24 protein-coding genes and 1 riboswitch are annotated in these 25,159 nt (G+C 71.8%); of the genes, 18 read left to right on the top strand and 6 right to left on the bottom strand.

Features of this window, described 5'->3' with window-relative positions; translation table 11 throughout:
* The first annotated feature begins 16 nt into the window (after positions 1–16).
* The 10 genes from ABTX62_RS28995 (at position 17) to ABTX62_RS28950 (ending at position 9,236) form a co-directional block, all read left to right on the top strand.
* Complete coding sequence (locus ABTX62_RS28995; RefSeq protein WP_352118942.1) at positions 17–1,357, top strand: ROK family transcriptional regulator; 1,341 nt, start codon at positions 17–19, stop codon at positions 1,355–1,357.
* Between the two features lie 183 nt (positions 1,358–1,540).
* A riboswitch (FMN riboswitch) is annotated at positions 1,541–1,671 on the top strand.
* Positions 1,672–1,814: 143 nt separating this feature from the next.
* Complete coding sequence (locus ABTX62_RS28990; protein ID WP_283972531.1) at positions 1,815–2,423, top strand: riboflavin synthase; 609 nt, start codon at positions 1,815–1,817, stop codon at positions 2,421–2,423.
* Complete coding sequence (locus tag ABTX62_RS28985; RefSeq protein WP_352118941.1) at positions 2,420–3,061, top strand: nicotinamide mononucleotide transporter family protein; 642 nt, start codon at positions 2,420–2,422, stop codon at positions 3,059–3,061. Before ABTX62_RS28990 ends, ABTX62_RS28985 begins: the two co-directional genes overlap by 4 nt.
* Positions 3,058–4,398, top strand: a complete 1,341-nt coding sequence (locus tag ABTX62_RS28980) for a bifunctional 3,4-dihydroxy-2-butanone-4-phosphate synthase/GTP cyclohydrolase II (RefSeq protein WP_352118940.1) — start codon at positions 3,058–3,060, stop codon at positions 4,396–4,398. The genes ABTX62_RS28985 and ABTX62_RS28980 overlap by 4 nt, the downstream gene beginning before the upstream one ends.
* 20 nt (positions 4,399–4,418) lie before the next feature.
* Positions 4,419–4,904 (top strand): 6,7-dimethyl-8-ribityllumazine synthase, encoded by a 486-nt coding sequence (gene ribH / locus ABTX62_RS28975; RefSeq protein WP_352118939.1) that lies wholly within the window; start codon positions 4,419–4,421, stop codon positions 4,902–4,904.
* 34 nt (positions 4,905–4,938) lie between these two features.
* Entirely contained in the window at positions 4,939–5,211 is a 273-nt protein-coding gene (locus ABTX62_RS28970) for a phosphoribosyl-ATP diphosphatase (protein ID WP_003988914.1), read from the top strand.
* 45 nt (positions 5,212–5,256) lie between these two features.
* Positions 5,257–6,105, top strand: a complete 849-nt coding sequence (gene hisG / locus ABTX62_RS28965) for an ATP phosphoribosyltransferase (RefSeq protein ID WP_352118938.1) — start codon at positions 5,257–5,259, stop codon at positions 6,103–6,105.
* Positions 6,106–6,118: 13 nt separating this feature from the next.
* Positions 6,119–6,559, top strand: coding sequence for a PH domain-containing protein (locus ABTX62_RS28960; protein WP_352118937.1), 441 nt, complete (start codon positions 6,119–6,121; stop codon positions 6,557–6,559).
* Positions 6,560–6,819: 260 nt separating this feature from the next.
* Positions 6,820–8,154, top strand: a complete 1,335-nt coding sequence (locus ABTX62_RS28955) for a hemolysin family protein (RefSeq protein ID WP_352118936.1) — start codon at positions 6,820–6,822, stop codon at positions 8,152–8,154.
* Positions 8,151–9,236 carry a hemolysin family protein gene (locus tag ABTX62_RS28950; protein WP_352118935.1) on the top strand — a complete coding sequence of 362 codons (1,086 nt, stop codon included), beginning with the start codon at positions 8,151–8,153 and terminating at the stop codon, positions 9,234–9,236. The genes ABTX62_RS28955 and ABTX62_RS28950 overlap by 4 nt, the downstream gene beginning before the upstream one ends.
* Positions 9,237–9,474: 238 nt before the next feature.
* On the opposite strand, the gene ABTX62_RS28945 is transcribed toward ABTX62_RS28950, so the two are convergent.
* A complete protein-coding gene (locus tag ABTX62_RS28945; protein WP_352118934.1) occupies positions 9,475–11,334 on the bottom strand; it encodes an AAA family ATPase in 1,860 nt (619 codons plus the stop codon).
* A gap of 428 nt (positions 11,335–11,762) precedes the next feature.
* Positions 11,763–12,419, bottom strand: a complete 657-nt coding sequence (locus ABTX62_RS28940) for a uridine kinase family protein (RefSeq protein WP_352118933.1) — start codon at positions 12,417–12,419, stop codon at positions 11,763–11,765.
* A 194-nt stretch (positions 12,420–12,613) separates the two neighbouring features.
* On the opposite strand from ABTX62_RS28940, the gene ABTX62_RS28935 reads away from it, so the two are divergent.
* The 3 genes from ABTX62_RS28935 (at position 12,614) to ABTX62_RS28925 (ending at position 14,961) form a co-directional block, all read left to right on the top strand.
* Entirely contained in the window at positions 12,614–13,996 is a 1,383-nt protein-coding gene (locus ABTX62_RS28935) for a C39 family peptidase (protein ID WP_352118932.1), read from the top strand.
* 91 nt (positions 13,997–14,087) lie between these two features.
* Positions 14,088–14,228, top strand: coding sequence for an SCO1431 family membrane protein (locus ABTX62_RS28930; protein WP_283972519.1), 141 nt, complete (start codon positions 14,088–14,090; stop codon positions 14,226–14,228).
* Between the two features lie 76 nt (positions 14,229–14,304).
* Complete coding sequence (locus ABTX62_RS28925; protein ID WP_352118931.1) at positions 14,305–14,961, top strand: TetR/AcrR family transcriptional regulator; 657 nt, start codon at positions 14,305–14,307, stop codon at positions 14,959–14,961.
* Between the two features lie 48 nt (positions 14,962–15,009).
* Here the strand turns inward: ABTX62_RS28925 and ABTX62_RS28920 are convergent, their stop codons facing one another.
* Entirely contained in the window at positions 15,010–16,275 is a 1,266-nt protein-coding gene (locus tag ABTX62_RS28920; protein WP_352118930.1) for a glycoside hydrolase family 18 protein, read from the bottom strand.
* 335 nt (positions 16,276–16,610) lie between these two features.
* On the opposite strand from ABTX62_RS28920, the gene ABTX62_RS28915 reads away from it, so the two are divergent.
* Positions 16,611–17,783, top strand: coding sequence for an acyl-CoA dehydrogenase (locus ABTX62_RS28915; RefSeq protein ID WP_352118929.1), 1,173 nt, complete (start codon positions 16,611–16,613; stop codon positions 17,781–17,783).
* A gap of 384 nt (positions 17,784–18,167) precedes the next feature.
* Here ABTX62_RS28915 and ABTX62_RS28910 read toward each other — a convergent pair whose 3' ends face one another.
* Positions 18,168–18,602 carry a hypothetical protein gene (locus ABTX62_RS28910; RefSeq protein WP_352118928.1) on the bottom strand — a complete coding sequence of 145 codons (435 nt, stop codon included), beginning with the start codon at positions 18,600–18,602 and terminating at the stop codon, positions 18,168–18,170.
* 270 nt (positions 18,603–18,872) lie between these two features.
* On the opposite strand from ABTX62_RS28910, the gene ABTX62_RS28905 reads away from it, so the two are divergent.
* From ABTX62_RS28905 to fxsA, 4 genes are all read left to right on the top strand, one after another.
* A complete protein-coding gene (locus ABTX62_RS28905; protein ID WP_004002750.1) occupies positions 18,873–19,313 on the top strand; it encodes an Lrp/AsnC family transcriptional regulator in 441 nt (146 codons plus the stop codon).
* 124 nt (positions 19,314–19,437) lie between these two features.
* On the top strand, positions 19,438–21,039 hold the full coding sequence (locus tag ABTX62_RS28900; protein ID WP_352118927.1) for an amidohydrolase: 1,602 nt from the start codon (positions 19,438–19,440) through the stop codon (positions 21,037–21,039).
* A 532-nt stretch (positions 21,040–21,571) separates the two neighbouring features.
* Entirely contained in the window at positions 21,572–22,375 is an 804-nt protein-coding gene (locus tag ABTX62_RS28895) for a polyprenol monophosphomannose synthase (RefSeq protein WP_352118926.1), read from the top strand.
* A 91-nt stretch (positions 22,376–22,466) separates the two neighbouring features.
* A complete protein-coding gene (gene fxsA / locus ABTX62_RS28890; RefSeq protein WP_352118925.1) occupies positions 22,467–23,042 on the top strand; it encodes an FxsA family membrane protein in 576 nt (191 codons plus the stop codon).
* A 125-nt stretch (positions 23,043–23,167) separates the two neighbouring features.
* On the opposite strand, the gene ABTX62_RS28885 is transcribed toward fxsA, so the two are convergent.
* Positions 23,168–23,542 (bottom strand): RNA polymerase-binding protein RbpA, encoded by a 375-nt coding sequence (locus ABTX62_RS28885; RefSeq protein WP_030247095.1) that lies wholly within the window; start codon positions 23,540–23,542, stop codon positions 23,168–23,170.
* A 266-nt stretch (positions 23,543–23,808) separates the two neighbouring features.
* A complete protein-coding gene (locus ABTX62_RS28880; RefSeq protein WP_352118924.1) occupies positions 23,809–25,155 on the bottom strand; it encodes an MFS transporter in 1,347 nt (448 codons plus the stop codon).
* Positions 25,156–25,159: the final 4 nt, after the last annotated feature.

Below are 25,159 nucleotides of genomic sequence, written 5' to 3'. Positions count from 1 at the left end.
CTGGAAGGATCCCGGCATGCCCGCATCCCCGAGCACCGCCCGGGCCATCAACGACCGGCTGGCCCTGCGCCTGCTCCAGCAGGAAGGCCCGTTGACGGCAGGGCGGTTGAAACAACTGACCGGCCTGTCCCGGCCGACCGTCGCCGACCTCGTCGAACGCCTCACCGCCGCGGGTCTGATCGCCGTGGTCGGCGAGGCCGGGGAGCAGCGGCGCGGCCCCAACGCGAGGGTGTACGGCATCGTCGCCGACCGGGCGCACCTGGCCGCCCTCGACGTCCGCACCGAAGGCGTCTCCGTGGCCGTCGCGGACCTGGTCGGCGGGGTGCTGGCCGAGGCGTCGGTGCCCATCGGGGGCGAGATGGGGACCGGTCCCGCCGTGGAGCAGGCGGTCACGCTGGTCGAGCGCGTGGTGAAGGACGCCGGTGCCGACCGCCTGCACACCGTGGGGATCGGGGCGCCGGGCCTGATCGACCCCTCCAGCGGTGAACTCCGTGACTCCACCGGCCTGCCCGAGTGGCACCGCCGGTTCGTCGCCACCCTGCAGGAGCGGCTGCCTCACACCCGCGTCCGCGTCGAGAACGAGACCAACCTCGCGGCGGTGGCCGAGCAGCGCGACGGGGCGGCCCGGGACCGGGACACGTTCGTCCTGCTGTGGCTGGGCCATGGAACGGGTGCGGCCGTGGTCCTCGACGGTGCCCTTCGCCGCGGCGCCTCCGGCGGCACCGGCGAGATCGGCTTCCTCCCGGTTCCGGGCACGGCCGCACTGCCGACCTCGACGGACTGCGAGGGCGGCTTCCATTCCCTGGCGTCGTCGGCCGCCGTGCTGGACCTGGCGGCGGAGTACGGCGTTGCGGCCGCGGCGGGGCAAGAGGCTCCGGCAGTCGGCGTGGTGCGGGCTGCCGCCGGTGTGGTGCGGGAGGCGGTGGGCCGGGTGCGGGGCGCGGCCCTGCCGCGGCAGACGGGCCCGCTGCCGGAGGTGCCCCCGTCGGGGAGTGACCCCGCGGCCCGTTTCCTCGACGCCCTGGCCGACCGGCTGGCCGTCGGGGTCGCCTCGGTCGTCGCCATCCTGGACCCCGGTTGCGTGGTCCTGGGGGGAGAGGTCGGGAAGGCCGGCGGCGTCGAGCTCGCCGCGCGCGTTCAGGACCGGATCGCCCGGATGACGCCGCTGCCCACGGAGGTGCGGGTCACCACCCTGGGCGGTGGCGCGGTCCTGCGCGGTGCGCTGCTCTCGGCGCGAGACCGGGCTCAGGAGGAGCTGTTCACGCCGGGGGAGGGGCTGCGCCTGGGAAGGCCCGACGGCGGGCAAGGGCCGTCGTCACCGCTGCCGGGCCGGTCAGTGGGGGTCGGTCGACCCTGACGCCGACCCTAGAAAGGACTAGACCACATCGTCAATAGGTGTGTACCAATGGCGCCTCAAGAGGCCCGTCCCGCACGGATGTCGAGGACTCGGTCGCGCTGTGCGATACGGCTGTGAGGCAGCCCACACACTTCTCCTCTCTGAACGTCATTCAGGCGTGGCACACTGGCCGGGTACCAGTAGCAGCGCACTCCGGGGTCGGTGAAAGTCCGAACCGGCGGTTACAGTCCGCGACCCGGTCGCCTCCAGCGGCCGGTTGACCAGGTGAAATTCCTGGACCGACGGTTAAAGTCCGGATGGGAGGCAGTGCGCGGCGAGCGGGCATCCATGCGCGCCGCCCAGAAGTCCGTCCCCCGTGGCGGACTCCGTCCGGCGTCGTCCCTGTGTCCTGCTCGTACCTTCTGTCGTCATCGACAGCCCCGGAGTCCGTGCCCGAAGAGGCAGGAGGACCCGGGAAGTGTTCACCGGAATCGTCGAAGAGCTGGGCGAGGTCACCGCCGTCGAGAACCTCGACGACGCCTGTCGCTTCCGCCTGCGCGGCCCCGTCGTCACCGAAGGGGCGAAACACGGCGACTCCATCGCCGTCAACGGCGTCTGCCTCACGGTCGTCGACCACGAGGGCGACGAGTTCACCGCCGACGTCATGGCCGAGACCCTGAACCGCTCCAGCCTCGGTGCCCTGAAGGCCGGCTCCCGCGTCAACCTCGAACGCCCCATGGCCGTGGGTGAACGCCTCGGCGGGCACATCGTGCAGGGCCACGTCGACGGCACCGGCGAGATCCTGGAGCGCAAGCCCTCCGAGAACTGGGAGATCGTGAAGATCTCCCTCCCCGCCGACCTCACCCGGTACGTGGTCGAAAAGGGCTCCATCACCGTCGACGGCATCAGCCTCACCGTCGTCGACGCCGGCTCCGACCACTTCACCGTGAGCCTCATCCCCACCACCCTCGCCCTGACCACGCTCGGCCACAAGCAGCCCGGCGACCCGGTCAACCTCGAAGTGGACGTCATCGCCAAGTACGTCGAGCGGATGCTCGGCGACCGCGCGCCGGGGGCGGCCCGGTGAACACGCTGAACTCCGAGGCGTTCGCCCTCTTCGGCCAGCACCTCCTCTGGTCCGACATGGTCGGCAACCTCTTCGGTCTGGCCGCCCTCGCCCTCGGCTGGCGCCGCTCCATCTGGACCTGGCCCGTGCAGTTCCTGGCCGGCCTGATCCTCTTCGGCGCCTTCTTCGGCCACCTCACCGGCAGCGCCGGCAAGCAGGCGGTCGTCATGGTCGTCGCCCTGTACGGCTGGTGGCAGTGGCAGCGCGGCACGGGACAGGCCGAGGACGGCCACATCGCGGTCCGGTTCGCCACCTGGCGCGAGCGCGCGGCGATGGCCGCGGCGGCCGCCGCCGGCACGGTCGCGGTGGCTCTGCTCTTCACGGCGTACCCCACCCTGTCCTGGGACCCCTGGCCGGACGCCTACATCTTCGTCGGCACCGTCGTCGCCATGTATGCCCAGGCCCGCGGCATGGTCGAGTTCTGGTTCGCCTGGCTGCTCGTCGACCTCGTCGGCGTGCCCCTCAACTTCGCCAACGGCTACGCATTCTCCGGCTTCGTCTACGTCATCTACGGCGCGCTCGTCCTGTGGGGCCTGCGCGACTGGTGGCTGCGCTCGCGTCAGGCCGCGCGGCCCACCCTGGAAGGAGCGCCGGCATGACCGCCCGCCCGTCACCCGCCACCACCCTGAACGAGGCGCTTCGCGCCACCCCCTCGACCACCGCCCTGTACAGCGCCGACGACATCGAGAACTTCGCCCTCGACCCCGTCGAGCAGGCCATCGCCGACATCGCGGCCGGCCGCCCCGTCGTGGTCGTCGACGACGAGGACCGGGAGAACGAGGGCGACCTCGTCATCGCCGCCGAGAAGGCGACCCCCGAGATCGTCGCCTTCATGATGAGCGAGTGCCGCGGCCTGATCTGCGCCCCCATGGAGGGCGACGAACTGGACCGGCTGAACCTCCCGCAGATGGTCGAGGACAACACCGAGTCGATGAAGACCGCGTTCACGGTCTCCGTCGACGCCTCCGCCGCCCACGGCGTGAGCACCGGCATCTCCGCCTCCGACCGCGCCACCACCCTCCGGCTGCTCGCCGACGGCGTCAGCGGACCCGGCGACTTCGTCCGCCCCGGCCACATCTTCCCGCTGCGCGCCCGGCCCGGCGGCGTCCTGACCCGCAACGGCCACACCGAGGCCGCGGTCGACCTCGCCCGCCTCGCGGGCCTGCGCCCGGCCGGCGCGATCGTCGAGATCGCCGGCGAGGACGGCACCATGCTGCGCCTGCCGGAGCTGATCCCCTTCGCCCGCAAGCACGGCCTGACGATCATCTCCATCGAGGACCTGATCGCCTACCGCCGCAGCAGCGAGCCCACCGTCCGCCGCGAGGCCAGGACCCAACTGCCCACCGCCCACGGCACCTTCACGGCCTACGGCTACCGCTCCATCGTCGACGGCGTCGAGCACGTCGCCCTCGTGCACGGCGACATCGGCGACGGCCAGGACGTCCTCGTCCGGGTCCACTCCGAATGCCTCACCGGCGACGTCTTCGGCTCGGCCCGCTGCGACTGCGGCCCCCAGCTGGACGCCTCCCTCGCCCGCATCCAGGAAGAGGGCCGGGGCGTCGTGGTCTACCTGCGCGGACACGAGGGCCGCGGCATCGGCCTGATGTCCAAGCTGCGCGCCTACGAACTCCAGGAACGCGGTCGCGACACCCTCGACGCCAACCTCGAACTGGGGCTGCCCGCCGACGCCCGCGACTACGCGGCCGGCGCGCAGATCCTCGCCGACCTCGGCGTGCGCGGCGTCCGGCTGCTGACCAACAACCCCGACAAGACCGACGCGCTCGTCCGCCACGGCATCGCGGTCAGGGCCCGTGTGCCGATGCCCGTGAGCGCCGGCGAGCACAACCTCCGCTACCTGCGCACCAAGCGGGACCGGATGGGCCACGATCTGCCCTGGCTGGACACGACGACCGTGCCGGCCTGCGGCAACCAGTAAGAGAGCACAGAGGGAGCAACGTGAGCGGCAAGGGTGCACCGGAGCTGTCCGTACGCAATGTGGGTGACCTCCGGGTCGCCGTCATCGCGGCACAGTGGCACGAGCAGGTGATGGACGGACTGGTGGACGGCGCCCTGCGCGCCCTGCACGACCTGGGCATCGACGAGCCGACCCTGCTGAGGGTCCCCGGCAGCTGGGAGCTCCCGGTCGTCGCCAAGGTCCTCGCGGGCCGCGGCTACGACGCGATCGTCGCCCTCGGCGTCGTCATCCGCGGCGGAACCCCCCACTTCGAGTACGTGTGCCAGGGCGTGACCCAGGGCCTCACCCAGGTCTCCGTGGACACCGGCGTCCCCGTCGGCTTCGGTGTGCTGACCTGCGACACCGAGGAGCAGGCCCTGGACCGCGCCGGAATCGAGGGCTCCCACGAGGACAAGGGGCACGAGGCGGTGACGGCCGCGGTCGCGACCGCGGCCACCCTCCGCTCGGTATCCGAACCCTGGCGCTGACGAAAGCCGTCTGTGGCATAGGCTGAGCGACACCATGTCCAAGAAGACGTTCGAGGAGCTCTTCACCGAGCTCCAGCACAAGGCCGCCCAGGGCGATCCCGCCACTTCCCGCACCGCAGAACTGGTCGAGAAGGGCGTCCACGCCATCGGCAAGAAGGTCGTCGAAGAGGCCGCCGAGGTGTGGATGGCCGCCGAGTACGAGGGCAAGGAAGCCGCCGCCGAGGAGATCTCGCAGCTGCTGTACCACGTCCAGGTGATGATGGTCGCCCGCGGCATCTCCCTCGACGACGTCTACGCCCACCTGTAAGCCGCATCCGTCCCCGTACGACACCACGCAAAGGAAGCCGACCTCATGCTGCGCATCGCCGTCCCCAACAAGGGTTCCCTGTCCGGCCCTGCGGCGGAGATGCTGCATGAGGCCGGCTACCAGCAGCGCCGGGAGTCCAAGGAACTGCGGATCGTCGACCCGGTGAACGAGGTCGAGTTCTTCTACCTCCGCCCCCGCGACATCGCGATCTACGTCGCCTCCGGGCAGTTGGACATCGGCCTCACCGGCCGGGACCTGCTCATCGACTCCGGCGCCGAAGCCGAGGAGATCCTCGCCCTCGGCTTCGCCCGTTCCACCTTCCGCTACGCCGCCAAGCCCGGCACGATCAGCGGCCTGGCGGACCTGGCCGGCAAGACCGTCGCCACCTCCTACGAGGGCATCGTCGCGGCCCACCTCGCCGAGCACGGCATCGACGCCTCCGTCGTCCACCTCGACGGCGCCGTCGAGACCGCCGTCCAGCTCGGCGTCGCCCAGGTCATCGCCGACGTCGTCGAGACCGGCACCTCCCTGCGCAACGCGGGCCTGGAGGTCGCCGGCGAGCCGATCATGCAGTCCGAGGCCGTCGTCATCCGCCGCACCGGCGCGGACGCCGACGACCTCAAGGTGCAGCAGTTCCTGCGCCGCCTCCAGGGCGTCCTGGTCGCCCGGACCTACGTGATGATGGACTACGACTGCCGCGTCGAGCAGCTGGAGAAGGCCGTCGCCCTCACCCCCGGCCTGGAGTCCCCGACGGTCTCCCCGCTGCACAACGAGGGCTGGGTCGCCGTCCGCGCGATGGTCCCCGCCAAGGAAGCCCAGCGGATCATGGACGACCTCTACGACATCGGTGCCCGGGCCATCCTGACCACGGCCATCCACGCCTGCCGTCTCTGAGGGGCGCGCACCGATGTCCGAGCTGCCCACCCTGCCCGTCACCTTCCGGCCGGGCAGCACCCGCGTGGTGCTGCTCACCGCGGCCGTCGCCGTCTTCGTGGTGATCACGGCGGTCGCGATGCTGCTGAAGCAGCTCAGCCCCGCCGAGCGTGTCAGTTTCGTCTTCACGGCGCTCCTGCTGGACGCCGTACTGCTCCTCCTGGCGCGGCCCAAGGTCGTCGCCGACGAGGACGGCGTCACTGTCGTCAATCTCACGAACAAGCGCCGGCTGGAATGGGCGGAGATCCTCCAGGTGACCCTCCGGCCCGGCGACCCCTGGGTCTTCCTCAACCTCAGCGACGGCACCAGCCTGCCTGCTCTGGGCATCCAGCCGGGCCTGGCCAGACAACGCGCGCTCGCCGACGCCAGGGCCCTGCGGGCGCTCGCCGAGGCCCGTTCCACGGCGGGCCCGTAGGCGCCTCGGGACTGACGCGGGGGAGCCTCCCGGCGGCCGCCACTGCCGCACCGGGCCGTGTCTTGATTAATCTGTTGGCGGAGGCGTGACGGATGCGCCTCCGCCTCTGTTGCCCCGCCCGGTGCACAGAGGCCCCTGCTCACCGAGGAGTGACCCCCTCCGGCGATGGACGGATCGTCCTGCAGTACCTGCGCCGCCCCCTGCCGACATAGCGCGTACCTCGTTGCCGAGGTACGCGACCGTGCGGAGGCGGCGGCATCATGACCACCCCCTTGCTGCTCCTGGCAGCCGCGTTCCTGCTGATCCTCGCCAACGGATTTTTCGTGGCGGCCGAGTTCGGACTCGTCACGGTCGAGCGCCCGGAGGCCGAGAAGGCCGCCGCCGAGGGCGACCGGCGCGCCCACCGTGTCGTGGAATCGCTCAAGGAACTGTCCTTCCAGCTCTCCGGCACCCAGCTCGGCATCACCATCACCTCGCTCGTCGTCGGCATGCTCGCCGAACCGGCGCTCGCCGAGCTCCTGCACGGCCCGTTCACCGCGGTCGGCATCCCCGTGGGGGCCGTTCCCGGTGTCACGGTCGTGGTCGGCATGCTGCTGGCCTCCGCCGTGCAGATGGTGATCGGCGAGCTCCTGCCCAAGAACTGGGCGGTGTCCAGGCCGTTGCAGGTCGCGCGCTTCGTCGCGGGCCCGCAGCATGTCTTCGCCCGGCTGTTCCGCCCGGTCATCGCCGGCCTCAACGCCGTCGCGAACCGGCTCGTGCGCGCCCTGGGCGTCGAACCCACCGAGGAACTGGCCTCCGCCCGCACCCCCGGCGAACTCGTCTCCCTGGCCCGCCACTCCGCCCGGGCCGGCGCCCTGGAGCAGGACACGGCCGATCTGTTCGTCCGTACCCTGTCGCTGGGCGAGCTGACCGCGCAGCACGTGATGACGCCGCGTGTGAAGGTCAGCGCCCTGCAGTCCTCGGCCACCGCCGAGGACGTGGTCAACCTGACCCGGGCCACCGGCCTGTCCCGTTTCCCGGTCTACCGGGAGAGGATCGACGAGGTCGTCGGCATGGTCCACCTCAAGGACGCCCTGGCCGTGCCCGTCCAGGACCGGCTGCGCACCCCCGTCGGCCGCATCGCCCGCCCGGCCCTGCTCGTCCCCGAGACGCTGCCCGTGCGGCCGCTCCTGGCCCGCCTGCGCAGCGAGCAGCCCATCGCGGTCGTCGTCGACGAGTACGGCGGCACCGCCGGTGTCGTCACGCTGGAGGACATCGTCGAGGAACTCGTCGGCGAGGTCCGCGACGAGCACGACGGACACGATCTGCCCGAGCTGGCCGCCGCGCCGCCGGAAGACGGCAGGCCCGCCTGGGACGTCGACGGCAGCTGCCGGGTCGACATCCTGCAACGCATAGGCCTCGACGTGCCGGAAGGCCCGTACGAGACCGTCGCGGGCCTGATCGCCGACCTGCTGGGCCGCATCCCGGCCGTCGGGGACAAGGCGGAGCTGCCCGGCTGGCGGCTGTCCGTGCGCCAGGTCGGCCACTACCGCGCGGAACGGGTCCGGCTGGTGCGGACCGCCCCCGTGCCGTCCATGGCGGAGGCCGTCCGATGAGCGTGCTCCAGCTTCTCTTCGCGGCGCTGCTCGTGCTCGCCAACGGCTTCTTCGTCGGCGCCGAGTTCGCGCTGGTCTCCGTACGCCGCAGCCAGATCGAACCGCTCGGCACGGCCCGCTCCCGGCAGGTCCTCTACGGTCTTGAGCGGCTGCCGCAGATGATGGCGGCGGCCCAGTTCGGCATCACGATCTGCTCGCTGACCCTCGGCGCGGTCGCCGAACCGACCGTCGCGCACCTGCTGGAGCCGGTCTTCGAGCGGATCCACCTGCCCGAGGGTGTCATCCACCCCCTCACCTATGTCATCGCCCTCGCTGCCGTGGTCTTCTTCCACCTGGTCATCGGCGAGATGGTCCCGAAGAACCTGGCGATGGCGGCCCCGGAGAAGGCCGCCCTGTGGCTGAGCCCCGGCCTGGTCTGGTTCGCCCGCTTCTGCAGGCCCATCACCGCCGCCCTCGGCGCCTGCTCGAAGGGCATCCTGCGGCTCTTCCACGTGGAACCCAAGGACGAGGTCGAGGCCGTGTTCACCAGCGAGCAGCTCAACCGGCTGGTGGAGGACGCCGGCCAGGCGGGTCTGCTCGACCCCGAGGAGGCCGAACGCCTGGAGGACGCCCTGGAGCTGGGCTCCCGCCCGGTCACGGACGTCCTGCTCAAGCGGGAGTCCCTGGTGACGGTCAGCCCGTCGGTCACCCCCGGCCGCATCGTCGAGCTCACGGCTCGCACCGGCTACTCCCGTTTCCCGGTCGCCGCGGACAACGGCGTGTTCATGGGCTATCTGCACGTCAAGGACGTCCTCGACCTGGAGGACTCCGACCGGGCCGTCCCCCAGCACCTGTGGCGTTCCATGACGACCCTGCGGTCCGAGCTGCCGCTGGACGACGCGCTCACGGTGATGCGGCGGGCGGCGACCCACCTGGCCCAGGTGGCCGACGGGTCCGGGAAGGTGCTCGGGCTGGTCGCGCTGGAGGACGTGCTGGAGTTGCTGGTGGGGGAGGTGCGGGATCCGGCGCATCGTGAGGTGCGCGAGGTGAGGCTGACCGAGCCCCGCAGCAGCGGCGCGTCGGAGGAGGTCCTGGCCACCTAGGGGGTGTCTTGCAAGTCCTGTGCGGTGCCTGCGGTGCCTGCGGTGCCTGCGGTGTCCGGTGCGTGCTCTGGGGGTCCCCCCTGCTCGAAGAGCTTGGGGCAGTGCCGGACGAAAGCCCTCGTACTGGACGTACTTGGGGTTTCGGCCGGTGCGGCGAGAGTGCGTGCCGGGCGCCGTGGGTGCTGTGCGGGATTTTCCAAGCGCCCCCTGGCCGGCGCCACGGCCCCACGCGGCTTCCTCATGGTCCGGGCGGATCCTGCGGTCCCCGCCCGGACAGCACCTCCCCGTACGCCTGCATCAGATCCGGCAACCGCAGCGTCGCGAGATCCTCACGCCCCAGCGCCCCGGGGTAGAGGGACAAGCGCAAGTCCCGGTAGGCGCAGCTCTTCTCGTACAGCGTCCGCAGGAACCGCCCGTTGCCCAACTCGTCGATCCACCCCTGGTCCACCACGTGCCCGGCGACGGACCGCAGCTCGTCGAGGGCTTCCTCGTCCCAGAGGTCGCCGTTCTCCGCCGCCAGTACCTTGCCGATCTCGGTGAGTTCGAGGGGCCGGTACGACGGGAAGTCGACGCGGGTGGTGAAACGGGACGACAGCCCGGGGTTCGCGGCCAGCAGGCGGTCCATGCCCTCCGGGTAGCCGGCCAGGATCACCACGAGGTGGTCCCGGTTGTCCTCCGCGCGCTTCAGCAGCACCTGCAGGGCCTCGTCGCCGTAGGCGTCCCCCTTGCCGTAGCCCGAGTTGGACAGCGCGTAGGCCTCGTCGACGAAGAGGACGCCCCCGAGGGCCGAGTCGATCAGCTCGTTCGCCTTCACCGCCGTCTGCCCGAGGTACTCGCCCACCAGATCGGCCCGCTGCGCCTCCACGAGGTGGTCGCCGCCGAGCAGCCCGAGTGCGTAGAAGACCCGGCCGAGGATGCGGGCGACGGTGGTCTTGCCGGTGCCGGAGGGGCCCGAGAAGACGAAGTGCCGTTTCGGCGGCTGGACCGGAAGGCCCTGCCCGGCCCGCAGCCGGGCCATGTTCAGCTGCGCCGACAGGGCCTTGACCTGGCGTTTCACCGGCTCCAGGCCCACCATGCGCTCCAGCTCGGCGAGTGCATCCTCCAGTAAGGCCGGGTCGGTCGGCCCGGCGGGCAGGGAGGAGGCCGGGCCGGTCCTGGCGCGGACCGGCGGGACGGTCACCGGAGGCAGGGGAGTGATCGGCGGCTCGGGGTCGGGCAGTCTCAGGTCGCGCCCCTCCGGACCGAAGAGCGGATCGAACCCGTCCGGCCCGTCCACGACGTCCTGGCCCGCGCCGGTGAGCGTCATCGCGGCGAGGTCCGTGACGTCGTCGTATCCGTCGCCCTCGGCTATCGCGGTGAGCCGGGCCGAGGTGTCCATGAAGGCCGGGTCGACGCGGTGCACGGCCCGGTACAGGGGGAGCGCGGCGGCACTGCGGCCGGTGCCCTCGTGCGCCCGGGCCAGCCAGTACCGCAGCTCCTTGCGCTGGGGCTGCTCGCTGCGGCAGCGCATCAGCGCGGCGGCCAGCAGCGGTTCGGCCTGGCCGTACATCTCCAGGCGGACCCGGGCCATGCCCCCGAACAGGCCCGCCTCGATGCCGAGCATGGGATCGTCGAGCAGCGGATCGGTGTGGCGGACGAGCTGCTCCCAGTCCTTGACCAGATAGGCGCGGCAGGAGTGCAGGAAGCGGACCTGGTGGTCGGTGTCCACCGGCGGCAGCCCGGCGAGCGCCCGGTCCAGCTCGGGAACATGGCGGCCGTCGAGCCAGTGGGAGGCGTGCGCGAGGAGCAGGTCGCGGGGGCTCTCCAGCACGGGTTGCACCCACCAGCCCAGCCAGTACCAGGAGTTGAGCGCACGACGGTAGCGGGAGCGCTGCTCCCCGAAGCGGTCGCGGTGCTGGAACATCCGCAGCAGCGCGGTCGTCGTGTCGACGCGCAGGGCGTGCAGTCCGAGCCAGCCGTCGGCCATCCCGGCGTCCATGCGCACGGCGGCGCGGAACTCCTCCTCCGCCTGCGGATAGGCGCCCATGGTGTAGGCGTCCACGCCTCGCAGCCAGGCGAGGTCGGCCGGGGCCTGAGAGCCCTGCGTGCCGAAGTCCATCCCGTCCCCCACGAACCGTGCCCCCGTCGGTAGGTCAACGAGCCGTCCCCCAGCCGGCTGCCCTGCTCGAACCGCTGTGCCACGGACCGCAGTTGCCGTGCGCGAAGCAACCGTCCGCAGGTCGCGACGAGGGCATCGTACCGTCGCGGGCGGCGCCCCCGTAGGGTGCCGCACGGGCCGTTCGGCGAGGTGGGAGCGGGGGCGACGGACTCGCGCGCGGTGACCCAGGGTGAGCGGTCGGCGCCCGCGCGGCGGCCGGAGAACCGGAAGAGGGCAGAACGAAGCCCCCGATCACGGGGGAACAACCGGGGGCTTCGCGTCTGCGGGCGGCTCAGATGCCGCACATTGAGAACGTAAGACCTGTACGGCCCAGCGGTCAAGCCGAGTTGAGGCGCTGCGGCGAGTTGCCCGCAAGGCCCTTCACAAGTTCAGCACACTGCGGGTGGTCCGTCACCGTGCGTGAAGGGCTGGTCCGGTCCAACGGTCCCCGCGGGTCCCGCGAGCACCTCGTATCCCTCCTCGCGCTGCCGTACCAGAAGGTCGGCGAACGGTCGCGAGGGATCACCGGCGAAGTGCCGGCGCTCCGCCGGGACCCAGCCGTCCCAGAATTCCCGCTGCTCCGCCCCGTCCCGCGACCGTCCTCGCGCCCAGGCCTCCTCGCGCGGCAGCTCCATCCACAGCAGCAGGGCCAGGTGGGGGCGCAGCGCCCGGCGTCCCACGCCGACGCCCTCCACGAGGAGCACCGGCGCGGGCGGGAGCGGGACCGGCGCGCCGAAGCGGCGGTCCCGCCAGTCGTAGGGGGTGTAGTGCGCCGTCCGGCCATGGGAGAGCGGCTCGATCACCTGGTCCAGCAGCCGCCCGGTCCAGTCGAAGAGCGCCTCGTGGCTGGCGATGTCGTCGAGACGCAGCACCGGCGCACCGCCCAGCGCCGTGGCCAACCACCCGGCGAACGTGCTCTTTCCGGACCCGGCGTGGCCGTCCACGCCGACGAGGCGGACCGGGCCGCAGGAGGGGGGGAGACGGCGGATCCGGGCGGCCAGGTCGTGCACGGCGGGGCCCGGTGCGGGGCGGAAGGACTCAGTCATCTCGCCCCGCACTCTAACGACGGTGCCCCGCGCGGTCGCCACTGGTCGACGCCAATATTGGTGGGCGTGGCGCGCGTCGAAGTGCTGGCAGGACACGGCGGGCTGTGCTCATATGTGGCGCACGCACGGATGCGTCCGGCCGTGCACGGACCTGCCCCGCCCCTGCCCGACTCCGACATCCGGGGGTCCCCGCCATGCGCAGAGCCGAACAGCCCGCCCGCAGAACCGTCCTGGCCGCCGCGGTCGCCGCAGCAGCCGTCACCGCGGGCGCGGGTCCGGCGGCCGCCGACCCCGAGGCCGCCATGACGACCGACACCGCGGACCGCGCCCGGGCGGTCCCGGCCCCCACCGTCGACAACCGGGCCTGGATCTCCTACGGCGACTGGCGCGGCGGCACCGCCATGGGCACCCGGCCCGTCCCGGGCACCCGCCCGGGCCTGGTGATCGCCCGGCCCGCCGGAACGGCCGACTACACCGACCCGCACACCGGCACCACCGCGGCGTGGGAGTACGGCACCTGGACCTCGCCCGTGCACCGGCTCACCGTGCCCGCGACCGAGGCGATCGTCTCCTGGAACGCGCGCACCCCGGCCGGCACCTGGATCCAGGCCGAGATCAGGGGTACCTACTCCGACGGCACCAGCACCCCCTGGTACGTGATGGGCCGCTGGGCGGCGGGCGACCAGGACATCCGGCGCACCTCCGTCGACGACCAGAGCGACGGCAGGAGCACGGTCTGGACCGACACCCTGGCGATCGACGCCCCGTCGACCGGTCTGCGCCTGGCCGCGTACCGGCTGCGCCTGACCCTCTACCGCAAGCCCGGCACCAAGGCCACGCCCACCGTCTGGCGGCTCGGCGCCATGGGCTCCGACGTGCCCGACCGGTTCACCGTCCCGGCGTCAGCGCCCGGCCTCGCGAAGGAACTGGCCGTCCCGCGCTACTCGCAGGAGATCCACAAGGGCCGGTATCCCGAGTACGACAACGGTGGCGAAGCCTGGTGCAGCCCGACGTCCTCCCAGATGATCATCGAGTACTGGGGCGGCCGGCTCACCGAGGAGCAACTCGCCTGGGTCGACCCGTCGTACACCGATCCGCAGGTCTGCCACGCGGCCCGGTTCACCTATGACTACCAGTACGGCGGCTGCGGCAACTGGCCGTTCAACGCCGCCTACGCGGCCACGTTCAAGGGCCTCCAGGGCGTGGTCACCCGGCTCGGCTCGCTCACCGACCTGGAGAGGCTGATCGCCGCGGGCATCCCGGCCATAACGTCCCAGTCGTTCCTGAAGGAGGAGCTGACCGGCGCCGGGTACGGTACCGCCGGGCACCTGATGACCGTCATCGGCTTCACCGCCGAGGGCGACGTGATCGCCAACGACCCCTTCTCCCCGACCGACGAGGCCGTGCGACGCGTCTACCGCAGGCGGGAGTGGGAGAACATCTGGCTCAGGACGAAGCGGTACAACGCCTCCGGCAAGGTCGCCTCCGGTACCGGGGGTATCTGTTACCTGTACTTCCCGGCCCGCCCGAGCGGGGCTCAGCGCAAGGCACTGGCGGCTGTGGGCGTCCGCGTGTGACCAAGCTCTCGGCCGCGAAAGCCGCTTCCGGTGGCAAGGTGGACAGGACTTCGGGGGGAGTCCGTCCGCACCGCCGACCCTGCGAGAAGCCATGACCGCGTACTCCGTCACCGCCACCCGCGCCCGCACCGGCGGCCCCCAGGAAGACGGCCCGAAGATCGTCGAGCACGTCATGGGGTGGGCCCTCGTCGTGGTCGTCGCGATGCTCGTGACCCAGCTCGGGCTGCTGTGACCTGACCCACGACCCGGCGTCGGCGCCTGCCATACTGCGGAGGTCCCGCCCCCGCCCGTCGAGACCAGGGTCGACCTTGAACATCAGCCCCCAGCCCGCCGCGCGCCCCCGGGCCCGCGGCACCGAGCGCTCGATGGCGCGCCGTGCCGAACTCATCGCCATCGGGCGGAGGTTGTTCGCCGACATCTCCTACGACGCCCTGTCGATGGACGACATCGCCCGGCAGGCGCACGTCGCGAAGGGGCTGATCTACTACTACTTCCAGTCCAAGCGCGGCTACTACCTGGCCATCATCCAGGACTCCGTCACGGACCTTGTCACGCTGGCGGCGAGCGGTTCCGAACTGCCTCCGGTCGACCGGGTCCAGCGCACCGTCGACAGCTATCTGCGCTACGCCGAGCACAACCAGGCCGCGTACCGCACGATCGTCAGCGGCGGCGTCGGCTTCGACACCGAAGTGCACGCCCTCCGCGACGGGGTGCGCGAGGCGGTGGTGACGACCATCGCCGAGGGTGCGTACGGCCGTGTCGACATCACCGCGTCGGCGCGGATGGGGCTGCTGGCCTGGGTGTGCAGCGTCGAGGGTGCCACGCTCGAATGGATCGACCGTCCCGAACTGCCCCGCGCCACCATGTGCGAGCTGCTCGTGAAGACCCTCGGCGGCACTCTGCGCGCGATCGAGGAACTCGACCCGGCCCACCCGGCCCCGCAGCCCGCCCGCCGGGGCGCGTGACGAAGGGGCGGAGGGTCCGCAGCGGACCTCCGCCCCTCGCTGCGGGTGTTACCTGATGGCCTTGATCAGCTCACCGTTCGACGTGTCACCGCTCAGCTCCCAGAAGAACGTGCCGCCCAGGCCCTGCCGGTTCTTGTAGTCCATCTTGGTGCCGATGGTGGCCGGGGTGTCGTAACTCCACCACTCGCCGCCGCACTTGGCGTACGCCGTGCCCGCCACCGTCCCCGTCGCCGGGCACTTGGTCCTGAGCACCTTGTAGTCCTCGATGCCCTGCTCGTACGTGCCCGCCGCCGGGCCGGTCGCGGTGCCGCCCGGGGCGGACTGCGTCACGCCGGTCCAGCCGCGGCCGTAGAAGCCGATGCCGAGCAGCAGCTTCGAGGCCGGGATGCCGAGGCCCTTGAGCTTCGCGATGGTCGCCGAGCTGTGGTTGTCCGCCTTCGGGATGCCGGAGTACGAGGTCAGCGGCGAGTGCGGAGCGGTCGGCCCCGCGGCGTCCCAGGCGCCGAAGAAGTCGTAGGTCATCGGGTTGTACCAGTCGACGTACGGGGCGGCGCCCGCGTAGTCCGCGGCGTCGATCTTGCCGCCCGGGGTGGCGTCGGCGGTGATCGCCGCGGTGACGAGGTTGCGCGAGCCGAACTCGGCGCGCAGGGCCTGCATCAGATCCCTGAAGGCCGCCTTGCCGCTGGTGTCGCAGGTGGCGCCGCAGGTGTTCGGGTACTCCCAGTCGATGTCGATGCCGTCGAACACATCGGCCCACCGGGAGTTCTCGACGAGGTCGTAGCAGGACCGGGCGAAGGCGGCCGGGTTCTTCGCGGCCTCGCCGAAGCCGGCCGACCAGGTCCAGCCGCCGAAGGACCACAGGACCTTGAGGTTCGGGTGCTTCTGCTTCAGTTTGCGCAACTGGTTGAAGTTGCCGCGCAGTGACTGGTCCCAGGTGTCGGCCTTGCCGTCGACGGACTCCGCGGCGGTGTAGGCCCGGTCGGTGGCGGCGTACCCGTCGCCCATGGCGCACTTGCCGCCGGTGACGTTGCCGAAGGCGTAGTTGATGTGGGTGAGCCTGCTGCCCGACCCGGACGTCTCGATGTTCTTGACGTAGTACTTGCGGTCGTAGGTGCCCCATTCGGTGAAGTACCCGATGACCTTGGAGCCCGCGGCCCTGGCCCCGGGGGCGTCCTTCATGGCTGCGGCGGCCTCCTGAGCCGAGGTCGCCGCGGAGGCGGAGGTGCCCGCGCCGGCCAGCAGACCGGCGCCGAGGACGGCGCAACAGGCCGCGGACACGATGGCCCGGAGGCGGGAGGAGTGGGGGGTGTGCATCCGGTGTCTCCTCGTGGGGGGGAGGGGAACGACCGCGCTCATTGGCATGAACGCGGTCAATCGGTGGAGCGAAACAGTAGGAGGACTAGACCAGTTGGGTCAATGGTGCGGACCAATTTCGCCGCTCCGGTCGCGCACGGCCTATTCTTGAAGTGAGCGGTCGTTAACTGGTGACGTGATGCCTCCGATCGGGCATACTCACAGCGCAGAGCCGCTGGTCAGCAGCGCCCGAGACCCGGGACCGCAAGCATCGGCCAGGCACCAGAACGACCCGGCGGCGCCGCCCTCACCCATGGGCCCGTCCGCCAGCGCCCGACAGGGAGGAGAGCGTCGCCATGCCCGACCGCGCCCCGCAGCCGGTGGACCGACAACTGCCCACGGAGGAGGCCCGGGACCTGATCTCGCTCGTGCGCGACATCGCGCAGCAGGAGATCACCCCGAAGGCGGCCGAGGAGGAGGACGCCGGCCGCTTCCCGCGCGAGCTGTTCACCCTGCTCTCCCGCTCAGGGCTGCTCGGCCTGCCGTACGACTCGGAGTACGGCGGCGGTGACCAGCCCTACGAGGTCTACCTCCAGGTCCTGGAGGAGCTCGCCGCGGCCCGCCTCACCGTCGGTCTCGGCGTCAGCGTCCACTCCCTGGCCTCCTATGCGCTCGCCGCCTACGGCACCAAGGAGCAGCAGCTCGAGCACCTGCCCGCGATGCTCGGCGGCGGCCTGCTCGGCGCCTACTGCCTCTCCGAACCACACTCCGGCTCGGACGCCGCCGCCCTGCGCACCAAGGCCGTTCGGGACGGCGACGGCTGGGTGATCACCGGCACCAAGGCCTGGATCACGCACGGCGGGATCGCCGACTTCTACACGGTGATGGCGCGCACCGGCGAGGAGGGCCCGCGCGGGATCAGCGCGTTCCTGGTACCCGGCGACGCCGAGGGGCTGAGCGCCGCCGTGCCGGAGAAGAAGATGGGAATGAAGGGCTCGCCCACCGCGCAGGTCCACTTCGACGGCGTCCGGGTCCCGGACGACCGGCGTATCGGCGAGGAGGGTCAGGGCTTCGCGATCGCCCTGTCCTCGCTCGACTCGGGACGGCTCGGCATCTCGGCGTGCGCCATCGGCGTGGCGCAGGCCGCGCTCGACGAGGCCCTGACCTACGCGACCGAAAGGCGCCAGTTCGGCAAGCCGATCGCCGACTTCCAGGGACTGCGGTTCATGCTCGCCGACATGGCGACGCAGATCGAGGCCGGCCGCGCGCTCTACCTCGCCGCCGCACGGCTGAAGGACGCGGGCCGGCCCTTCGCGCGGCAGGCCGCCATGGCCAAGCTGCACTGCACCGATACGGCGATGCGGGTCACCACCGACGCCGTGCAGATCCTCGGCGGCTACGGCTACACCGCCGACTTCCCGGCCGAGCGCTATATGCGCGAGGCCAAGGTGCTGCAGATCGTGGAGGGCACCAACCAGATCCAGCGGATGGTCATCGCCCGCCATCTCGTCGGTCCAGAGGGACGCTGAACCGGTCGAGGCCCCCCCAGGGGGCCGCGAGCCGCATCCACTCCGGGTCGTGCCGGCCCGGCAGGGTGCGGCCGCCCTCGGCCCAGGTCCGCATCAGATCGCGGTAGATCGGCGGGTCCTGATAGCGGGGCGGAGCCGGTCGAACCGATTCTGCGGGCGGCGGGACGTACAGGAGGCGCTGACGCCCGGTCGCTGAGGAGATGGGGGTCATACCAGGGCAACGCGGCAGAGCCCGGCCAGGTCACCGCATGGTGGAATCGGCCGTGCGTTCAGGGCCCGCCCGGATCGGTCCGTGGCTCCGGGCGCACCGGTCCCGCACCACGGCGGTCTGCGAGCCGTGGCGCGGGGCGGCTACGGGAGCGGGCGGGCGGAGAAGGCCCGCGCTCAGGCCGCGTGGCGGCGCATGACGGGGACCCTGATGGGGCGCGAGCCCGGCCCGCCGACGTGCGAGAAGGGCTGGGTCCGCCAGTCGAGCCCCTGGGGGAGCGTCAACAGCAGGGCGGTGTCCTGCTCCTGCGGTTCCACGGACTCGTCCGCGGGGCGGGCGTCCGCGGCCCTGCGGCCGGTTCCGGCGCAGACCGTGAGTCCGAAGGGGTTCCACGGCGAGGCGCATATCGCGTGCTCCGGCAGCACCTCCTCGTCCGCCAGCAGGGCGATGGGCTGCGCGCAGTCCGGGCAGACGACCCGGAACATCTCGAACGTGTCGTAGGCGTCGAGTTCGTCGTCGAGGGTGTCCGGTTCGACACCCTCCGGCTCGGGCTCGACGACGAGCTGCTGCCGCTTGGGTGCGGTGCGACCAGGGCGCTTAAGACTCTGCATTGGGTTCTCCCCCTAGGGCTGGGCCGTATCAGGCACTGCGGCCTCGACCACAGCAAGCACTTCCCGCGCCCCCTGGGCGGTAATCACGAGAACATTACGGAGACTGTTCGAGGACTGTGGCGTTCGTCACATGCCCCGCGCAGGTGTCCGCTGCGGTGTGTTTGTCCCCCCGAACTGCTGACAGCCGGCTTCCGCCCCCGTCACGAAGCGGGCATGACCTGGGCCGCTCGGGTATCCCGGGAGATCAACCGCACTGTAGGTTCTTGCGCCATGGAGGAGCTGGACCGACAGATCGTGCAGCTGCTCGTCAAGGACGGGCGGATGAGCTACACCGACCTGGGCAAGGCCACGGGCCTGTCCACGTCGGCCGTGCATCAGCGGGTGCGGCGGCTCGAGCAGCGGGGTGTCATCCGGGGCTATGCCGCGGTGGTCGACCCGGAGGCCGTGGGGCTGCCGATGACGGCGTTCATCTCGGTGAAACCGTTCGATCCCAGTGCGCCCGACGACATCGCGGACCGGCTGGCCGGCGTGCCGGAGATCGAGGCGTGCCACAGCGTCGCGGGGGACGAGAACTACATCCTCAAGGTGCGGGTCGCCACACCGCACGAGCTGGAGGAGCTGCTGGCCCGGCTGCGGTCGCTCGCCGGGGTGTCGACCCGGACGACGGTGGTCTTGTCCACGCCCTACGAGGCGCGGCCACCCAGGATCTGACCGGTCGGTACCGCGGCCCCGCGGGGCCGCGCGCCGGATCGCGCCCGCGCGGCGGAGCCGCACCTCGACAGCGTTGCGCGCCCCTTCGCGGGGCGTCGAAGGGCGGCCTGTGAGACTGTGCTCCATGAGTGAGTCCAGTGTGCCGCCGAAGACCGTTCTGCTCCGCCGTGGCGAGGTGCACAGCCCCGCCGACCCCTTCGCCACCGCGATGGTCGTGGAGCGGGGGCAGGTCGCGTGGGTGGGGTCCGAGGGAGCCGCTGACGCCTTCGCCGACGGCGTCGACGAGGTGATCGACCTCGACGGGGCCCTGGTGACCCCGGCATTCACCGATGCGCATGTGCACACCACTGCCACCGGGCTCGCCCTGACCGGTCTCGATCTGTCGGGCGCCCCCTCCCTCGAAGCCGCCCTCACTCTCGTACGGGACTTCGCCGCCGCCCGCCCGGAGGACCGGGTGCTGCTCGGGCACGGCTGGGACGCCGCCCGCTGGCCCGGCGGCCGGCCCCCGGCGCGGGCCGAACTCGACGAGGCCACCGGGCACCGGCCCCTCTACCTCAGCCGGATCGACGTCCACTCGGCGGTGGTGAGCACCGCCCTGCTCGACCTGGTTCCCGAGGTCACCCGTGAGGACGGTCCGCTCACCGCCGGCGCCCATCACGCCGTGCGGGCCGCCGCCTTCGCGGCCGTCACGTCCGAGCAGCGCACCGAGGCACAGCGCACCGCCCTCGCGCACGCCGTCTCACTCGGCATCGGCACGGTCCACGAGTGCGCCGGGCCCGAGATCTCCTCCGAGGACGACTTCACCGGCCTGCTGCGCCTCGCCGCGGCGGAACCCGGACCGCGTGTCGTCGGCTACTGGGCCGAACAGGACGTCGCCAAGGCCCGCGTGCTGGGCGCGGCCGGAGCCGCGGGGGACCTGTTCGTCGACGGCGCCCTCGGCTCCCACACGGCCTGCCTGCACCGGCCGTACGCCGACACCGGGGACACCGGCATCGCCTACCTGGACGCCGCCGCGGTCGCGGCGCACATCGTGGCCTGCACCGAGGAGGGCCTGCAGGCCGGGTTCCACGCCATCGGCGACGCGGCCGTGGACGCCGTGGTGGAGGGCGTGCGCGCCGCCGCCGGGAAGCTCGGCCTCGCCCGGATCCGGGCCGCCCGTCACCGCGTCGAGCACGCCGAGATGCTCACCCCGGAGAGTGTCGCCGCCTTCGCCGAACTCGGCCTCACCGCTTCGGTGCAGCCCGCCTTCGACGCCCTGTGGGGTGGCGAGGAGGGCATGTACGCGCAGCGCCTGGGCGTCGAACGGGCCCGTGCCCTGAACCCCTTCGCGGCCCTGCTGCGCGCCGGTGTCCCGCTCGCCTTCGGCTCCGACAGCCCGGTCACCCCGCTCGATCCGTGGGGCACGGTCCGGGCCGCCGCCTTCCACCGCACACCGGAACACCGCGTCTCCGTGCGCGCCGCGTTCACGGCCCACACGCGCGGCGGCTGGCGGGCCGTCGGACGGGACGACGCGGGCGTCCTGGTCCCGGGCGCCCCGGCCGACTACGCCGTCTGGCGCACCGGCGAACTCCTCGTGCAGGCCCCGGACGACCGCGTCGCGCGCTGGTCGACGGATCCCCGTTCCGGCACGCCCGGTCTGCCCGACCTGACTCCTGGCCGCGACCTGCCCGTCTGCCTGCGCACCGTGGTGGGCGGACGCACGGTCTTCGTACGGCCGGGCGAGTGATGTACGGGGGTGGCGCGCTTGAAGCCGTGCGCCGCGCCCCCGGCGTGCGACCTGCGTAACCTCCGCGCTGACCAGGGCCTTGCCGGAAGATGCGCAGCTCGAACGGCTGTTGACAGGCGGCCGGAGGAGGCCGGTAGGTTCGGCGGAGTCCACCACCGGACGCCCGACCGGGGAACGTCCGAGCACTCGCCGCGGCGCCGCCGGGTCAGGGACGGTGTGCCGCACCGGGGCACCGCCACTGGGAGCCAGGCTCAGGCCGGCGCAGCGCCGAGGGAACGTTCCGGCAGGTCGGGGAGGTGTGACCCGGGTGGGGCCCGGGCTCAGTAGACAACGGCTTTCGGTCGATCCGCAGCCGGCGGATCCCAGGCCGGCCCGAAGGGCGCCGGGCCCCCATCCGCCGTACGCGCGCACCCGGAAGCGCGTTCTCCCCCGCGTCTTGCGGATTCGACACCACGATTCGAACCTCCTGTCATGTCGGTGCAGGCCGGGCCCACTATGGTGGACCTCTGCGTATGGACATGAAGGGGCAGTAGTGAACGACGGCGACGGAACCCTCGCGGCGGGGGCCCAGGGGAGGAAGTTCGGCCCGCTCGGCACGGCCTTGGTGATCATCCCGACCTACAACGAGGCGGAGAACATCAAGAGCATCGTCGGCCGGGTGCGCAAGGCCGTCCCCGAGGCGCATGTGCTCGTGGCCGACGACAACAGCCCCGACGGCACGGGCAAGCTGGCCGACGAGCTGACCGTCGAGGACGATCACGTCCACGTGCTGCACCGCAAGGGCAAGGAGGGCCTGGGCGCCGCCTACCTCGCGGGCTTCCGCTGGGGCCTGGAGCGGGACTACGGCGTGCTGATCGAGATGGACGCCGACGGCTCCCACCAGCCCGAGGAACTGCCCCGTCTGCTCACCGCCCTGAAGAGCGCCGACCTGGTGCTGGGGTCGCGCTGGGTGCCGGGCGGCCGGGTGGTGAACTGGCCGAAGTCCCGCGAGGTGATCTCCCGGGGCGGCAGCCTCTACTCCCGGCTGGCGCTCGATCTGCCGCTGCGCGACATCACCGGCGGCTACCGTGCCTTCCGCCGCGAGACCCTGGAGGGACTCGGCCTCGACGAGGTCGCCTCCCAGGGGTACTGCTTCCAGGTGGACCTCGCCCGCCGTTCGGTCAAGGCCGGCTACCACGTGATCGAGGTGCCCATCACCTTCGTCGAGCGGGAACTCGGCGACTCCAAGATGAGCCGTGACATCCTCGTCGAGGCGCTGTGGCGCGTCACCGCGTGGGGGGTGGGGGAGCGGGTCGGCAAGGTCACGGGACGCGCCGGAAAGCCGTCGAAGCCGTAGCGCCGTCCGGTCCCTTCCCGGGCCGCCGCTCACAGAATCAGCTGATGGCGGCCTTATGCCGCGCTGAGCCGGGGCCAGGCACACTGGAGGCATGACGACTGGCGCTCAGACCCCTCTGTCCCCCGCCCGGCCCCGGCGCTCCCGGCTGCGCACGCTCCTGCCGCTGGGCCTCGCCGTGTGGCTGGTGCTGGAGATCTGGCTGCTCACGATGGTCGCGGGGGCGACCAGCGGGCTGGTGGTCCTCCTCGTCCTGCTGGCGGGTCTCGTTCTCGGCACCGTCGTCATCAAGCGGGCCGGCCGGCGGGCCTTCCGTAAGCTCTCCGAGGCGCTGCAACAGCAGCAGAGCGGTGTGATGCCCGAGGCGGCCCGGCCGGGCAGCGAGGGCAACGGCCTGATGATGCTGGGCGGCCTGCTCCTGATGATCCCGGGTCTGGTGTCGGACGCGCTGGGCCTGCTCCTGCTGCTGCCGCCGGTGCAGAAGGCGGTGAGCCGCTCCGCCGAGCGCACTTTCGAACGCAAGCTCAGGGAGGCCCGCCCGGGCACCCTGGGCGGCGCGTTCCAGCAGGCGCGTATGCACCAGCCCGACGGCAAGGTCGTCCAGGGCGAGGTCATCAGGGACGAGCCGGGGGACGCCCCGCGGCCGCCGCGGCCGCCGTTGGCCCACTGAGGCGCCCCGGGCCCAGCCGGTCCGGCATCGGGCCCGGGCACGCGGAAGACCGCGGGCGCCGTACATCTCGTACGGCGCCCGCGGTCTTACTGATGCGCTGTTGCTTCGGCCAGACCCTGGAGGGGCTATGCCGACTTGCGGCTGTCGCGGGGATGAACAGCGATGTTCATCGCACCGGAGCGCAGAACCGCCAGGCGCTCCTCGAGGACCTCTTCGAGTTCCTCACGGGTGCGCCGCTCCATCAGCATGTCCCAATGCGTACGCGCGGGCTTGCCCTTCTTTTCTTCAGGGACATCGCCGTCCACGAGGAGTGCCTGGGCCCCACAGACCTTGCACTCCCACTCCGGCGGGATCTCCGCCTCGACCGAGAAGGGCATCTCGAAGCGGTGCCCCTTCTCGCATGCGTACTCCACGGCCTGGCGCGGGGCCAGGTCGATGCCGCGGTCCGTCTCGTAGCTGGTCACCACGAGGCGCGTGCCGCGAAGAGCTCGCTCACTCATGAATCGTGCCTCCCGGGCTTGTCGCCCACAGGACAGGTGTCGCTGTCGTCGTCATCCGGTCAACGTCCGGTCGGCGGTAAAGATTCCCGTTCCGAGTCCCGTTCCGGGTCATGCGTCGCCGTCGTAGCCGCCCTTGTTGTACCCACCAGCGCCCGGTTTGTCACATCTGCTACCAGATATAACCCAGCGTTTCGGCATCTTTGACGCGCAGTAACGGTCCGCCTGGCAGGCCAAACGCGTACACTACAGCCCTTTCGCGTCCAGTGCTAAATCCTTTCCGGAACCGGGTTCCCCGCTTCGGCGATCGCACGCCGCACCGGAACCCGTGCGAGCAGGCCGAACCCGAGCACGAAGAACGCCACCAGCGAGATGATCGCGTCCCGGTAGCTCCCGGTCAGCTGGTAGGTGACCCCGAACAGCAGCGGTCCCAGCCAGCTCATGCCGCGGTCGCTCACCTCGTACGCCGAGAAGTATTCGGCCTCCTTGCCTGCCGGGACCAGATGGGAGAACAGGGACCGGGACAGCGCCTGGCTGCCGCCGAGGACCAGTCCGATCCCGGCGGCCAGGACGAAGAACCACACCGGCGCCCCGGCCGGCAGGAAGTACCCGGCCGCCAGCGTCACCGTCCACGCGACCAGCGAGCCGAGGATCGTGCGTTTGGCCCCGTACACCCGGGCCAGCCGGCCCATGGTCAGCGTGCCCGCCACCGCCAGCACCTGCACCAGCAGGACCGCGCCGATGAGGGTGGACTGACCCAGGCCGAGCTCCTCCGAGCCGTAGACCGAGGCCTGGGAGATCACCGTCTGGATGCCGTCGTTGTAGACCAGGTACGCGAGCAGGAAGGCCAGGGTGAGCGGGTGGCGGCGCATGTCGCGGATGGTCGCCGCGAGCTGCCGGAAGCCGGGGAGGGCCGCCTCCCGGCCGGCGGTCCGGCGATCGCGCAGCCGCCGCAGCGGGACGAGGGCGAACGCGCCCCACCAGAGCCCGGCCGACGCCAGGCAGATGCGGACCGCCGCGCTCTCGGAGAGCCCGAAACCTTCGTGGCCGGTGTAGAGGACCAGGTTGGCGACGAGAACCAGCGAGCCGGCGGCGTAACCGAAGGCCCAGCCGCGGGAGGAGACCGCGTCCCGCTGCTCGGGCGGGGCGATCTGCGGCAGGTAGGAGTTGTAGAGCATCATCGCCACCGACTGTGCGGCGTTCGCCACGATCAGGAGGACGCCGCCGAGCAGGTAGCGGTCGCCGTCCAGGAAGAACATGGCCGCCGTCGCCGTGGCGCCGGTGTAGGCGGCGGCCGCGAGGAGGGGCTTCTTGCGGCCGGTGCGGTCGGCGGCCGCACCCACCAGGGGCATCACCAGCACGGCCACGATCACCGACAAGGACACCGAGTAGGCGAAGAAGGAGCCGGCCCGCACCGGTATGCCGAGGGGGTGGACGTACCCGTCGGCGTCGGCCGCCGACTTGGCGACCGAGGTGAGGTAGGGGCCGAGGAACACGGTGAGCACGCTCGTCGAGTAGACGGAGCAGGCCCAGTCGTAGACGTACCAGCCGCGCTGCTCGCGCCTCAGCTCCGCGTCCCCGTCGGCCGGTGGTGTCCGCACGGTGTCCTGGCCCACCCGT

Source organism: Streptomyces sp. NPDC096046 (assembly GCF_040303285.1).
Lineage (GTDB): Bacteria > Actinomycetota > Actinomycetes > Streptomycetales > Streptomycetaceae > Streptomyces.
The sequence above is the reverse complement of the archived record's forward strand: the minus strand, read 5'-3'. Positions and strand labels throughout refer to the sequence as shown.

Excerpts from the sequence above, each read along its gene's own strand:
- ABTX62_RS28995 (WP_352118942.1), top strand. The coding sequence starts at position 17 with ATGCCCGCATCCCCGAGCACCGCCCGGGCCATCAACGACCGGCTGGCC.
- ABTX62_RS28980 (WP_352118940.1), top strand. The coding sequence starts at position 3,058 with ATGACCGCCCGCCCGTCACCCGCCACCACCCTGAACGAGGCGCTTCGC.
- ABTX62_RS28970 (WP_003988914.1), top strand. The coding sequence starts at position 4,939 with ATGTCCAAGAAGACGTTCGAGGAGCTCTTCACCGAGCTCCAGCACAAG.
- hisG (WP_352118938.1), top strand. The coding sequence starts at position 5,257 with ATGCTGCGCATCGCCGTCCCCAACAAGGGTTCCCTGTCCGGCCCTGCG.
- ABTX62_RS28960 (WP_352118937.1), top strand. The coding sequence starts at position 6,119 with ATGTCCGAGCTGCCCACCCTGCCCGTCACCTTCCGGCCGGGCAGCACC.
- ABTX62_RS28955 (WP_352118936.1), top strand. The coding sequence starts at position 6,820 with ATGACCACCCCCTTGCTGCTCCTGGCAGCCGCGTTCCTGCTGATCCTC.
- ABTX62_RS28950 (WP_352118935.1), top strand. The coding sequence starts at position 8,151 with ATGAGCGTGCTCCAGCTTCTCTTCGCGGCGCTGCTCGTGCTCGCCAAC.
- ABTX62_RS28945 (WP_352118934.1), bottom strand. The coding sequence starts at position 11,334 with ATGGACTTCGGCACGCAGGGCTCTCAGGCCCCGGCCGACCTCGCCTGG.
- ABTX62_RS28940 (WP_352118933.1), bottom strand. The coding sequence starts at position 12,419 with ATGACTGAGTCCTTCCGCCCCGCACCGGGCCCCGCCGTGCACGACCTG.
- ABTX62_RS28935 (WP_352118932.1), top strand. The coding sequence starts at position 12,614 with ATGCGCAGAGCCGAACAGCCCGCCCGCAGAACCGTCCTGGCCGCCGCG.
- ABTX62_RS28930 (WP_283972519.1), top strand. The coding sequence starts at position 14,088 with ATGACCGCGTACTCCGTCACCGCCACCCGCGCCCGCACCGGCGGCCCC.
- ABTX62_RS28920 (WP_352118930.1), bottom strand. The coding sequence starts at position 16,275 with ATGCACACCCCCCACTCCTCCCGCCTCCGGGCCATCGTGTCCGCGGCC.
- ABTX62_RS28915 (WP_352118929.1), top strand. The coding sequence starts at position 16,611 with ATGCCCGACCGCGCCCCGCAGCCGGTGGACCGACAACTGCCCACGGAG.
- ABTX62_RS28910 (WP_352118928.1), bottom strand. The coding sequence starts at position 18,602 with ATGCAGAGTCTTAAGCGCCCTGGTCGCACCGCACCCAAGCGGCAGCAG.
- ABTX62_RS28905 (WP_004002750.1), top strand. The coding sequence starts at position 18,873 with ATGGAGGAGCTGGACCGACAGATCGTGCAGCTGCTCGTCAAGGACGGG.
- ABTX62_RS28900 (WP_352118927.1), top strand. The coding sequence starts at position 19,438 with ATGAGTGAGTCCAGTGTGCCGCCGAAGACCGTTCTGCTCCGCCGTGGC.
- fxsA (WP_352118925.1), top strand. The coding sequence starts at position 22,467 with ATGACGACTGGCGCTCAGACCCCTCTGTCCCCCGCCCGGCCCCGGCGC.
- ABTX62_RS28885 (WP_030247095.1), bottom strand. The coding sequence starts at position 23,542 with ATGAGTGAGCGAGCTCTTCGCGGCACGCGCCTCGTGGTGACCAGCTAC.